The 12494-nt window shown below is 56.3% G+C and carries 12 protein-coding genes and 1 tRNA gene; 6 read left to right on the top strand and 7 right to left on the bottom strand.

Going from position 1 to position 12494, the window contains the following annotated elements:
- From Q0903_RS04270 to Q0903_RS04250, 5 genes are all read left to right on the top strand, one after another.
- Positions 1-993: a class I SAM-dependent methyltransferase gene (locus Q0903_RS04270; protein ID WP_299413128.1), complete on the top strand. Its 993-nt coding sequence runs from the start codon at positions 1-3 to the stop codon at positions 991-993.
- Between the two features lie 19 nt (positions 994-1012).
- Positions 1013-1813, top strand: coding sequence for an SDR family oxidoreductase (locus tag Q0903_RS04265; protein WP_299413125.1), 801 nt, complete (start codon positions 1013-1015; stop codon positions 1811-1813).
- A 75-nt stretch (positions 1814-1888) separates the two neighbouring features.
- Entirely contained in the window at positions 1889-2779 is an 891-nt protein-coding gene (gene hemF / locus Q0903_RS04260; protein WP_299413122.1) for an oxygen-dependent coproporphyrinogen oxidase, read from the top strand.
- Between the two features lie 67 nt (positions 2780-2846).
- Positions 2847-2923, top strand: a tRNA-Met gene (locus Q0903_RS04255).
- A 589-nt stretch (positions 2924-3512) separates the two neighbouring features.
- Positions 3513-4430, top strand: a complete 918-nt coding sequence (locus tag Q0903_RS04250) for a helix-turn-helix transcriptional regulator (RefSeq protein ID WP_299413120.1) — start codon at positions 3513-3515, stop codon at positions 4428-4430.
- Between the two features lie 114 nt (positions 4431-4544).
- On the opposite strand, the gene Q0903_RS04245 is transcribed toward Q0903_RS04250, so the two are convergent.
- From Q0903_RS04245 to Q0903_RS04230, 4 genes are all read right to left on the bottom strand, one after another.
- Positions 4545-6218 (bottom strand): ABC transporter substrate-binding protein, encoded by a 1674-nt coding sequence (locus Q0903_RS04245; RefSeq protein ID WP_299413117.1) that lies wholly within the window; start codon positions 6216-6218, stop codon positions 4545-4547.
- Between the two features lie 408 nt (positions 6219-6626).
- Entirely contained in the window at positions 6627-7799 is a 1173-nt protein-coding gene (locus Q0903_RS04240) for an amidohydrolase family protein (protein ID WP_299413114.1), read from the bottom strand.
- 44 nt (positions 7800-7843) lie between these two features.
- Complete coding sequence (locus Q0903_RS04235; RefSeq protein WP_299025521.1) at positions 7844-8653, bottom strand: division plane positioning ATPase MipZ; 810 nt, start codon at positions 8651-8653, stop codon at positions 7844-7846.
- A gap of 140 nt (positions 8654-8793) precedes the next feature.
- Entirely contained in the window at positions 8794-9894 is a 1101-nt protein-coding gene (locus Q0903_RS04230; RefSeq protein ID WP_299413110.1) for a sodium-dependent bicarbonate transport family permease, read from the bottom strand.
- 113 nt (positions 9895-10007) lie between these two features.
- Here Q0903_RS04230 and Q0903_RS04225 point away from each other — a divergent pair, with 113 nt between their 5' ends.
- Positions 10008-10856 (top strand): LysR family transcriptional regulator, encoded by an 849-nt coding sequence (locus Q0903_RS04225; protein ID WP_299413107.1) that lies wholly within the window; start codon positions 10008-10010, stop codon positions 10854-10856.
- A 67-nt stretch (positions 10857-10923) separates the two neighbouring features.
- Here the strand turns inward: Q0903_RS04225 and Q0903_RS04220 are convergent, their stop codons facing one another.
- The 3 genes from Q0903_RS04220 to rpmE form a co-directional block, all read right to left on the bottom strand.
- Complete coding sequence (locus tag Q0903_RS04220; RefSeq protein WP_299413104.1) at positions 10924-11487, bottom strand: hypothetical protein; 564 nt, start codon at positions 11485-11487, stop codon at positions 10924-10926.
- A gap of 201 nt (positions 11488-11688) precedes the next feature.
- The gene (locus Q0903_RS04215) at positions 11689-12102 is read right to left on the bottom strand and encodes an ATP-dependent Clp protease adaptor ClpS (protein ID WP_299413101.1); all 414 of its coding nucleotides are present in this window, start codon (positions 12100-12102) and stop codon (positions 11689-11691) included.
- Positions 12103-12268: 166 nt separating this feature from the next.
- The gene (gene rpmE / locus Q0903_RS04210) at positions 12269-12490 is read right to left on the bottom strand and encodes a 50S ribosomal protein L31 (protein WP_299025506.1); all 222 of its coding nucleotides are present in this window, start codon (positions 12488-12490) and stop codon (positions 12269-12271) included.
- Positions 12491-12494 lie beyond the last annotated feature (4 nt).

Raw genomic sequence — 12494 nt, 5'->3', positions numbered from 1 at the left:
ATGATTGATCTGCGATTGCCGCTGGCGCTGGACGGTGGCGGCCTCGAGTGGCCTGATGACGGCAAAATTGCTGTTTTCGGCCCACCTGCCGATGCTGATCTGGATGGTATCCCCAAGGACCGTGCCCAGATCATTCAGGATTTCTATCCTGCACATGCTGCTTGGGCGGCCCGTGATTACGATGCTGCTGTGGTCAGCGAGGGGCGGTATGCCGCCGCAGTGGTCTGCCTTCCCCGTGCCAAACAAGAGGCGCGTGCGATGATCGCGCAGGCCTGCGCCGCTAGCGATGGTGTGGTTGTGATCGATGGTCAGAAAACAGACGGGATCGAGAGTATTCTAAAAGCTATGAAAGCCCGTGTCGGCGTCCATGGCCCTGTTACCAAAGGCCACGGCAAGTTGTTTTGGATCGACGCGCCTGCCGCGGACTTTTTTACCGATTGGGCTGCTGGGCCTGCGCGGACAGAAGGTGGTTTCTGGACGGCGCCTGGCGTGTTTTCGGCAGATGGTGTTGATCTGGCTTCCGCCTTGCTGGCTGATGCGTTGCCTGCAAAGCTGGGTAAACAAATCTGTGATCTGGGGGCAGGGTGGGGGTACCTCTCGGCCCATGCGCTGACCCGCGAAGGTGTCGAGGCAGTGCATCTGGTAGAGGCGAATTACATGGCGCTAGAATGTGCGCGCCGCAATGTAGCTGACCCGCGTGCGCAGTTTCATTGGGCGGATGCCACCGAATGGGCGCCTGCGCATAAATTCGATACGATCGTAATGAATCCTCCGTTCCATGTGGGCCGCGCTTCCGAGCCGCAAATCGGACAGGCTTTCGTCGCGTCAGCGGCGCGTCTGTTGGCACCGCAGGGTCATCTTTGGATGGTAGCGAATCGCCATTTGCCCTATGAGGCAGAGCTGAAAACCCGTTTTGCGCAGGTCGAAGAAGTCGGCGGCGACGCGCGGTTCAAGCTATTCCATGCGTTGCGGCCCCTGCGAAAGCGCCGCTGACCCCGTCAAAGGACACACCATGTCTTTCTCTATCTCTGGCAAGACCGCAATCGTTACGGGAGCGGCCAATGGTATTGGCCTCGCCATTGCGCGCACCTTTGCCGACAAAGGCGCCAATGTGATGTGCGCCGATATGGATGAAAAGCGGCTCAAGGAAGAGCTGGGCGAAAAGCGGGACGAGGGTAACATCCGATTTTTCGCAGGCGACCTGCGGCAGCGTTTGACTATTGCCAATCTGGTATCGGCCACCATTGATGCCTTTGATCAAGTCGATATTCTGGTCAACGCCTCGCGGCAGGTTATGGCAACAGATGCCTTGAACGTGGATGATACCAGCGTCGAGACTCTGATAGACCAGAACCTGATGACCGCCCTGCGCCTGTCACAGCAAGTGGCCAAGCGGATGATGAAACAAGCAGAGGATCAGCCCGAGGGTCAGGTTGGCTCTATCATCAATCTCAGTTCGGTTGCCGCGCATCACACGCATCCCGAATTGATGGGCTATTCCATCGCTTCTGCCGCGCTGGACCAGATGACCCGCTCTATGGCGCTGGCGTTGGCGCCTCACCGGATCAGGGTAAATGCGGTATCATTCGGGTCGGTGATGTCCGCCTCGCTGAAGGCCTCGGTGGCCGAGAACCGTGAGTGGCGTGATGACATTCGTAGTCATACGCCCTTGGGCCGTATTGCCGCCCCCGGCGAGTTGGTGGAGGCGGTACAGTTTCTGGCCGCTGACAGCTCCAGCTTTATGACAGGCGAGGTGATGGTGGTCGACGGGGGCAGGTCCCTGCTGGATGCGGTCAGTGCGCCCGCGCACTAGCCCATAATCTGCCTCTGTTCACGCGGATATAAGTGTGCTGTAAAGTGTCAGAAATATCTGACAGAGAGCACGACCATGACAAACGCCTTCGAGACCGAAAAAGACCGTGCCAGCGCATGGTTCCGCACCCTGCGAAACGATATTGTCGCGGCTTTTGAAGGGCTTGAGGATGGTCACGATACGGGTCCGCTGGCCGATATGGATGCAGGCCGTTTCGAGGTGAGCGAGACAACACGCACATCAGAGGATGGGTCAGACGCAGGGGGCGGTCTGATGAGCGTGATGCGCGGTGGTCGCGTTTTCGAAAAGGTCGGCGTCAATATCTCGACGGTTTACGGTACCCTTGGCGCACGCGCGCAAAAGGCGATGGCAGCACGCGGTGTTCCGGGGATGGAGGATGATCCGCGCTTTTGGGCGTCTGGCATCAGCCTTGTGGCGCATATGCAAAACCCGCATGCGCCGGCGGTCCATATGAACACGCGCATGTTCTGGACTCCGGGCGCGTGGTGGTTCGGCGGGGGGTCCGATCTCAACCCATGTATCGAGTATGACGAGGATACGGCGCATTTCCACGCGACCCAGCAGCAGCATCTCGATCCCCACGGTCAAGATATCTACCCCAAGCTAAAGGCATGGGCGGACGAATATTTCTATATCCCGCACCGCAATCGTGCGCGTGGAGTTGGTGGCATCTTTATGGACGACCGCAACACAGGTGATTGGGAGGCGGATTTTGCACTGACCCAAGACATAGGCCGCGCGTTTCTGCCGGCCTATGTTCCGCTGGTGGAAAAGCGCAAGCCGCAGGTCTGGACAGAGGCTGACAAGGACGCACAGCTGATCCATCGCGGGTTATATGCTGAGTATAATCTGGTCTATGACCGCGGCACCAAATTCGGGCTTGAAACGGGCCATGATGCCAACGCTGTCTTGATGAGCTTGCCACCACTTGCGAAATGGGTTTGAGGCCGGCACATTTGGTGTTGTTTCTGGCTTGACGTAGGCCAGCCGCTATCATAGTTCACGGCGCAGCGGCGTTATAGCTCAGTTGGTTAGAGCGAACGACTCATAATCGTTAGGTCCCTGGTTCAAATCCAGGTAACGCCACCACTTCTCCCTTGTGTAACACTGTACGGTAGATCGCCAAAACTGCGTGCTTTTTACATGCGATCCTCTTGTACCTGTGGTGTTTGAGTTGAAAGCTGGTGGATTGCTATCCTTTTTAGATCGTTTTTATAGGCTGAAAGCCCCGCAATTTGAATCAGCCAAATATACTTTCTGCGCCGTGTTTTTCCGCACTATAGTGCTGCACGTAGGCGTTATGCGGATCACCGTCCGTGTAATCTTGCGAACTTTAAATGTTTATCCGGTGCATTTCTCATTCGACGATACAGATAGAGACCTGATTTGTGCAGGTGTTGATTGGACGGGAGGCGGGACATTCTTTGCAAGGTAGTAGATTGAAACAAGCGATGAGATAAATATGTTTGTTAACAATGTCATGGGTTGGTACCGATCTGCTTGCACATCGCTATAAACTGCTTGAAATGGTGATGTTTCAGTTGCCTGATTACAGTGGTGAGTGGATTGGCATGCAGAGAGATTAGCGTTATTTGCCGCATCTGGCGGCGGTATCTACCTGCGACAAATTGCGCATTCCATTGAGATATAGCCAAAAATAGTTGGGTGGTTGGGTGACATGCACTATCTTTCTATTATGAAAAATTCTGACACGCCTCTGAGTACGGATACCTCCCGCCATGCGCTGATCAGCAGGCTGGCCCGCCGCGTCCGCGAAGTACGCAAGCAAAAGGGTTTGCCCCGCCGCGTTGTATCGGAGCTTTCCGGTGTATCGCCGCGCTATCTTGCCCAGCTTGAAGCGGGTGAGGGGAACATATCCATCGCTCTTCTTGAACGGGTTGCGCGCGCGCTTGACGTTCCGATCGAGGCGTTGATCGCCCGAAAGATCACCGTTGATTCCGAAGCGCAGCGGATCGCACGTTTGTATGAGGGGGCCTCGGACGATGTGCGCGCCCAGATCAAGGCGCTGCTAGGGTCGCAGGTGCAGGGCAATCCGCGCACGGGGCGCATTTGCCTCATGGGCTTGCGCGGCGCGGGCAAGACGACCTTGGGCAAAGCTGCTGCCGATGCGCTTGGCCTGCCCTTTGTTGAATTGAGTACCATGATCGAGGACGAAACGGGTATGCCGCTTTCCGAGGTGCTGTCGCTCTATGGTGCGGATGGTTACCGCAGGCTGGAGGCCGAGGCGCTGGAGCAGGTGATCAAACGTACGGGTCCGGTGCTCATGTCTGTCTCTGGCGGTTTGGTCGAGCAAGAAGCGCCCTTTGCACGGCTGCTGGAGCGGTTTCACACCATATGGCTGCGCACCAGCCCCGCCGAGCACGTCGAGCGTGTGCGCGCGCAGGGCCATCTGGAGCCGATCAAGGATCAACCACTTGCTGTCGCGCAGATTAAGTCACTGATGGATAAGCGTGAGCCGCTGTACGCACGGGCAGAAGCGCAGATCGATACAGCTGGCCGCAGTGCAACGCGTTCGCTGCAAGACCTTGTGTCGTTGATTGTCACAGAAAAATTTGTGAAGAAACCTGATATGTAGTCGGCAGAAGCAGCGAAAAGCTGGTGCGTCAAATTATAATACTCAGAACAAAGAAAGGGCCGCGTTATACGCGGCCCTTTTGAGTATTTCACCGTTAACATGTGGTGAGGAGGGTTAGCTCCACGCCATACGTGCAGGGTGGTATTCAAAGCTGATGTGGTGCTCGGCACCTGTCAGGCCCTCTTTGGTGTGGTTGTAGAGCGAACGCCAATACGGCTGGATCGTCACACCTTCGTCCTGAATCATCTGCTGGCCTTTGGCCATCAGTGCACGGCGTTTCTCCACATCGGCGGTTGCCAGTGCTTCAGTCAGCAGCGCGTCGAAATCGGCGTTGGACCAGCCGAATTCATTCCATGCTTCTCCGGAACGATAGGCAAGCGCCCAAATCTGCACGCCCAGAGGGCGGTGGTTCCAGTTGGTGGAGGAGAAGGAGTACTTCGTCCAGTCGTTCCAGAACGTGGAGCCGGGCAGGATTGTCCGCTTTACCTTGATACCGGCATCGCGCAGCTGTGCGGCAACGGCGTCTGTCGTGTCCTTGCGCCACGCATCATCAATCGAGAACAACTCGTGCTCGAAATCAGCCATGCCAGCTTCTTCCATCAGCGCCTTTGCGCCAGCTGGGTCGACCTTGCGGGCAGGAATTTCCGCAAACTCGGGGTGCATCGGACCAACGTGGTGGTTCGCCGCGACCAGACCTTTGCCAGCGTAACCCAGCTCCAGCAGAACGCTGTTGTCTACAGCCATTGTCAGGGCCTTGCGCACCCGTACGTCTTCATAGGGGCGCTTGCCGTCAACTTCGGCCAACTGGTTCGGGCGGATCACGATTGTCGCCGCAGTGGCAATTGAGTTTTCGACCCAGCCGTCAAGGCCTGACATAATGTCGATGAATTCACCTTCCATGGAATAGAACGCATCCACTTCCTCGGCTTCTGCTGCGGCAATCCATGCGGAAGGGTCTGTGCCGTAGTCGATATACTCCAGACGGTCGATGTAGGGGCCGCCATACACTTCGGTGCCCCACCATGTGTGATCCGGGTTTTTGACCAAGACGGCCTTTACGCCCACTTCGAGGGATTCTGGCAGATAAGCGCCTGTTCCAATCGGGTTTTCCGTCATGGCGTTGGCATCAAACGAGCTGTGCACAATCGCGGCAGGATAATCGGCCATACCTGCGATCAGCGTAATGTCGGATGCTGGCAGGTTCAGTTTAACAGTGTGGCTGTCGACGATTTCGATCACGCCTTCACCCGCTTTACCGGAATCCGCGTCGATAAGGGTCGCAAAGCGGCCCGCCATGGAGTTGCCTTCAAGGGACTTGTCGCACCAGCCTTCGATGTTGCGTGCAACATCTTCGGCAGTGAAATCGTCGCCATTGTTCCACTTCACGCCCTTGCGGACATTCAGCGTATAGACGGTTGCGTCATCGTTGATTTCCCAGCTTTCCAGCAGCGCGGGAGAGAAGGTACCATCGTTTTCGTAGATCGCCAGATACTCCAGCCAGCCGCGGGAGAAGTTCGCGATCTGTGACCAGTCGTAGGTACGCGGATCTTTGAGGGCACGCACTTCTTGCTGCATCCGTACGGTGCCGCCCATTTTTTTGTTGCCGTGGCCATCTGCAACGGCGGGCGTTGGCAGGCCGATCATTGCGTAGGCAGTCGCAGTGGTTGCGCCAAATGCGCTGGCCATTGCCAAAAACTCGCGACGGTTGACCGGATCGGCTTTGGCCTGCTCGGCGCTGTCCAGAATGGACTGCGGCAGCGGCTTGCCGGTGCGTGTGGTGAATGTCATGTTCTTCCTCTCTGTTGTACAATGGCTATGTGCAGTTTGGCACACCGCCACGAAAGACCCGCTATGGGCTCTGGTGATCGCAGGTTTGTCCTGCTTTTCCGCTGGTCACTGCGCACAAATGCAGTTCCCAAACGCGGTGGACTTATGATTGAGGGATATTATTGGCGCGTCAACCCTGACGGGCCTTTGCTGCACATCACAAACTGCAGATCGCACCGTGTATTCTTTGGGGTCATTCCGCAAGATAGACCCTAGATGCCGGTTCATGAGCTGTCAGCGACATTTCTGGTCTGTTTGGGTCGCTGCCGGACCAGTCTGGCGCTGATCTGCCGCCGCGAACTGCCAACAGCCCTCCCGCAACAAACAGAGAATTTTCACATATATCTTGGTGGATGTGTCCGCGCAGGATCAGGTCAGCAATGATTGCATCGGGCGCAGCGGGTTTCTCCCTGCCACCAGGGCTTCACAGTCGGTGGCGACACTGATCAATAAGTGATCGAGTGGTGTATCTTCGATGTATTGCGGGTCGAAACCCAACGCGCGTCTTGCATCCGTTGTGATCATGTCCAGCCAGTGGGCCATCGGCGGGTCGAGGTGCGCAGCAAGTGCGGCCAGATGCAAGGCTGCCATAGGATCAAACTGTCCCATCGGGCAGAATGCATCTGCTACATTGTCCGATCCGACAAGCACGCTTACCCCTGCCGCGCGCAATTCGCGCAAACGTGTTATTCCACGCCGGTCAGGCGTACCAGTGCGGCGGTCCTGAAGGTAGAGGTTCGTTGTCGGCAGCGCGCAGACCGTGATTCCTGCCCGTGCCAGCTTGTCCGCGATGCGCGCAAATGCACCTTCGTCACGGTTCATCAGGCTGACAGCATGACCACACAGGATCGGCCCGTCAAAGCCTGTCTCAAGGGCGAGATCGGCAACCATTTCCAGACCATTCAAATCGGCCAGCCCTTCATCAACATGAAAATCCAGCGGCAGAGCGTGCTTTTGCGCGGCCTCAAACATCATCCTGATGCCATCGTGCATATGGGTATGATTTTGTACAAAGGCGCCCAAGGCACCTTTGGCCTGTGCAGCTGCTTGCGCCAGTTGCGCCGTGAATGCGCGATCAGCCATACGGTCAACACCCGTCAGCGGGCTGAGTTGGAGGGTAACTTGCGGGGTCTCTTGGGCGATCTCACGCAGGATGTGCCAAGAGAGTGGTGGTAAAATACCGTCACCCCAATCGACATGGCTGCGCAGGGTTGTCACTCCTGCTTCCTGTGCTTCGCTCAATCCGCGTGATGCGCGCGCGCGGATGTCTTGTGCGGTCCAATTGACTTTATCGTTGTATTGCGCGGCAATCGCTGTTGCCAGATCACCCGCAACGGGGCCAAGCCGCCCGATGGTATAGCATTTGTCCAGATGGCAATGCGGTTCTGTCAAAGGCGGGATGACGATAGGCGCAGGTTGTGATGACGCAACGGTGTCCAGACCAGTAAGCTTACCGCTGCGTATGACGGGTGCACCGATCAGCAGATCACCCTGTTTGTGACCTCCAAAAGCCGCAGGATCGCGCAGCAGGGTCTTTGGCACAGCAATACTGCTGGGAAGCTCACCGTGCAAATCAGAAGGTCCGCTCAAAAATCTGCATCAACGCCGGGTAGTTTCAGGGCCTTGATCAGGTCGCGCAATTCCTGTCGCGCGGCAATGTTCGAGATATTCAGCTGTTTGACACCAATGTCCTTAAGATCAAGCAGCGTCAGGCCGCGCGGAAACAGCTCGCGAAAGATCACCCGCTCGTTGAAACCGGGGGCAATGCGAAAACCGATACGTTTGCTCAGGTTCTGGATCGCGCGCTCCATCTTGTCTTTGTTGACCATGCGCTGTGCACCCATGCGGTTGCGCACGACGACCCAGTCGATCGGGGGCAGGCCTGCCTGTGCGCGCAACTGTCGGGCGTTCCAGACCATTTCGGAATAGACCGAGGGGCCTGTGATCTTGTCACCCGAAGCATCGGTGTGGGCCAGTAGATCAAAGTCGATGAAGCTGTCGTTCAGCGGTGTGACCAGCGTATCAGCAAGGCTGTGCGCGACTTGGCTCAGCCGCGTGTGCGAGCCGGGGCAGTCGATGAGAATGAAATCGTTGTTGGGCTCAAGCTCGGCCACTGCTGCGGACAGGCGATGGTCATAGACGTTTTCGCCCGGTCCCAGATCACTGGCGTTGACCTCTGGTAGTTCGTGGCAGGTGGGGCTTGGCAAGTCCAGTCCCGCTTCCTTGAGAAAGGATTTGCGATTGTCTGAATACCGCCCGAACGTGCGCTGCCGCAAATCAAGATCCAGCGCGCTGACCTTGTGGCCCATGCGCGCCAGCGCGGTGGCCACATGCATCGAAACAGTTGATTTGCCCGCGCCGCCTTTTTCGTTTCCGACGACGATAATATGCGCCATGCCCGATGCCCTTTTTGCCATGTCTGCGGTGTCCGCAGGATGTTGTTTTTCGCACTATATGTAGGGTTAGGGTCTTTGAAAAGCGCCTTACGCCCCATTGCGTGTGCAGTGGGGCGTAAGGGTCACGGATGAATCAGTGCCTACAGACCGATGAAAATTTCCGCCAGCCAGATCCACAGTGGAATACTCAGGATCGCGACAGGCGTACCGAGGCCGGTTGAGGCACCGACGTAGGCTGATGCATTCGCTTCGGGCAGAGCGCCGCGCATAGTGGGCGGGCCGGAAATATCCGAACTGGACGCCGCCATGATTGCCAGCAACACAACACCTCCCGCAGAGAACTCTGTGATCTGATGCGCTACCATGCCAAGGCCAAACCCGATCAGACCATGTACCAGTGGCCCAGTCAGACCATAGAGAACGTAGGCATGAGCCACTTTGCGCAGCTCTGACAGGCGCGCCCATGCCTCCATCCCCATAACCAGCATAAGGATTGACAGAAGCCCGCGAAACAGCGGCTCGTAAAAGCTTTCGTAGACGCTCTCTGGACGGCCCAGAACACCGATGGCGATGCCAAGCAACAGCGCAGAAATTGCTGCACTTTGTACCGTATCGGTCAGGATCGTACCGACAAGGCCATGGGGTGCGGGCTGTTTATCACTGGGCCTCGGGCGTTTAGGCAGACCAGAGGCCAACCCATCCATTGTCATTGTTGCCACACCGTTCTGTGGCAGAGCCGCGGCGGCTGTCTCGGCACTGCGCGCTGCCGACATCTTTGCCAGCACAATTGCTGTGACAAGGGCCGCGATGTCCATGAAAGGGTAGAGGGCAGCAATGAACCCCTCATAGGCAATACCTTCAGCGTCCAGCATCGCCATTGCCGCCGCAAGGGTCGAAGCGGAGACAGCCCCGAACAAGCCCGCCGTGGCGTAGCCGTCTATCTTTGATACACCGCGCCACCGCGCCAATGTGCTACTGCCCAGAACCACGATTGCAATGCCCGCAACGATTGCACAGACAGCAGGCACAGCGAGGGCGATCAGATCAGCCTCACGGATCGAAATGCCCGCCCCCAGCCCGACTTTGAGCAAGAGCAGCATAACCACGAATTTGTAAACCGGCTCTGGGACCGCTAATTTACTGCCCAATGCTGCCAGCATCATGCCGCCCAAGAGGAACGCCAGCGTCGGCTTTTGTAGCTGGCTGATGATTGTCACGACAACGTCCGAGATCATGTCCATGGTGAAACCCTTTGGTGTTAAGTCTGTTCGGGCGGGTATGACGGGTATGGTTAAGATAAAAAAATATATCTTTTAATCGCTATCGTTCTATTATTTGGAACGAAGGAGGCGTCATGCTTAATTATCACCATCTACGGTACTTCTCGGCGGTGGCGCATGAGGGCAACCTGACCCGCGCAGCCGAAAAGCTGAACCTGTCACAATCTGCCCTGTCCACGCAGATCAAGGCCTTGGAAGCGCGGCTGGGCCAGGCGTTGTTTGACCGTGTGGGTCGGCAGTTGGTGTTGACCGAGGTGGGGCGCATAGCCCTTGACCACGCTGATCGTATTTTTGCTACGGGGGCCGAGCTTGAGGCGACGCTGGCGCAAACTTCGACCATATTGCCGCCCTTTCGCGTCGGCGCGCTTTCGACGCTGTCGCGCAATTTTCAGATGCAGTTTTTGCGGCCTGTTCTGGCGCGTGGTGGCTATGAAGTGATCCTGCGCTCCGGCGGGCCCGAGTTGCTGGAAACGCTCGGTGCGCTGGGTCTTGACGTGGTGCTGACAACCGAGCCACCGCAGAGCGGCAGTGCGGGCGGTTTCACCACCCACCGCATCGCATCCCAGCGCGTGGGCCTGCACGGCGCCGCGCACCGTTTGCATCACAAAACGCTGTTCGATTTGCTAAGCAATGAGCCATTGATCCTGCCAATGGGGGCCATTCGCATGGGGTTTGACAGTCTCATCGCGCGGCTGGGTATCAAACCTGAGATCGTAGCAGAGGCGGACGACATGGCGATGGTCCGCCTGCTGGCCCGTGAGGACGCAGGCGTGGCGCTAGCCCCTGACGTCGTGCTGGCAGACGAGATCGCGTCAGGCCGTCTCGCCACTGCACCCTTCGATCTGGAACTGACCGAAACCTTCTACGCCATCACTGCCCCGCGCAACTTTCCCCATCCGCTGCTGGCGGAGCTTTTGGGATAAAACGTCGGGTGTAAATGCGGTCACATGCCTTCAACAACACGGTGCGGTGTGCGTTGGGCAGATCTCTTTATTCGCAGGGCTGTCGCGGCTTTGAATTGGGAATTTCGGCTGCGACGAGGTAGACAAAATCCAGCTCGTCGATTGTGGAAACAACCACCCTTACGGGCAAGTGTCTTTCGACCGTGCTCTCCAGAACTCTGGTGAATTTTGTGCTGCGCTCTCCACACTCGTTCACGCCGATAAAATCCCCATTCTGAATTACCTGATCGGCCCAGCGGTCAAACGCTGCGATGACATACTGTTTGTCTATTTTCCGACCAACCGCAGCGCTGGAGTGCCAAGACGTACTGCACCCATCAAATGTATCTGTTTTGTCAGTTATCGCTGAAAGGCTTACATGCGCGTCTTTTGCCATCCAAACTTTGCCTTGGGAATTTGGCACCAATGAAACCGCTGTCTTATGCGGCAACCGCTCCAATCCGTCAGTAATGATTGTACCCTCGGCCAAAAGCGGCGCAACGCATCTTTCAAAGAACATTTCGGTGATCCTGAGCGCCGGTGTGTTTGGCTGTGACGCTGCGGGATGCGCCGCAGCCACGATGAACAGGAGTACGCATAGTTTAAGTTTCATGACGCACCATTGAGGCAAAGAAGATCCGCCTCACATTAGCGACTGTTCCATCCTCTTCAACCAATCCAACGCCATCCTTTGTTCGAAGCACCGCACAAGCAGAAACCTTGCGTCGGAGTACATAGCTTTGCCCAATCGCAGGGTCAGGCAGCTTTGACTGAAAATTAGATTTTTGAACCATTATCGCGACTGAAATATAGATTACCGTTGGAGAAAGAAGACATAGATTACAATCAAAGCAACGACAGGAAACAGGACCAGCGATAAAAACGGACTTGCCTCACGCGTGGGTATAGATTTCGTATTTTGATACCTGTCCCAATCCTGCAAGCTGTCAAAATCGACATAGAGAGAAGCATCATCAGAAGGGTTTTGTACAATCTGGAACACGACAGGTTCGTTCATGTCCTCGATGAACAGATCTAACCGCTTCTGAATTGTTGGCAGTTGAGCTTCCGGAAATATCGCCACTAACCCATGGCCTTTAGAATGTATTTCGCACGTTTTCTCAAAGGCTTCCCGTTCGCTTCGGCCAAAAACGAAACTATGTAACTCGACCACATCTTCCATCGGTGTGGTGGTGTTGTTTTCGATCTCAATACCAAGTCTGCGCACGTGGCACTCCTCGATGATGTCGGGGAACAAATGATGTTTGGTCTAAAGCGCGATAGGGTTGCATGCTGCATTCTTCGGACGCTGCACGAACGCACATTCCTCCGGAACGCAAAAGGCGCACCTCTTTGTAGAGATGCGCCTGATACGTGTACCGCGTGGGAATGGCTTAGAAGCCCAGACCTGCGTACTTGTTCTTGAACTTGGACACGCGGCCACCGGTGTCCATCAGGCGGCCAGAGGCGCCTGTCCATGCGGGGTGTACAGTCGGGTCGATATCAAGCGACAGCTGGTCGCCTTCCTTGCCCCATGTGGATTTCATTTCCAGGATCGTGCCGTCGGTCATCTTGACGTTGATCGTGTGGTATTCGGGATGTGTATCGGTTTTCATGTGA

It is taken from the genome of uncultured Sulfitobacter sp., assembly GCF_947502895.1.
In the GTDB taxonomy this organism is placed as follows: Bacteria; Pseudomonadota; Alphaproteobacteria; order Rhodobacterales; family Rhodobacteraceae; genus Sulfitobacter.
Note: the sequence above shows the minus strand (reverse complement) of the source record. Positions and strands in the feature narration are given on the sequence as shown.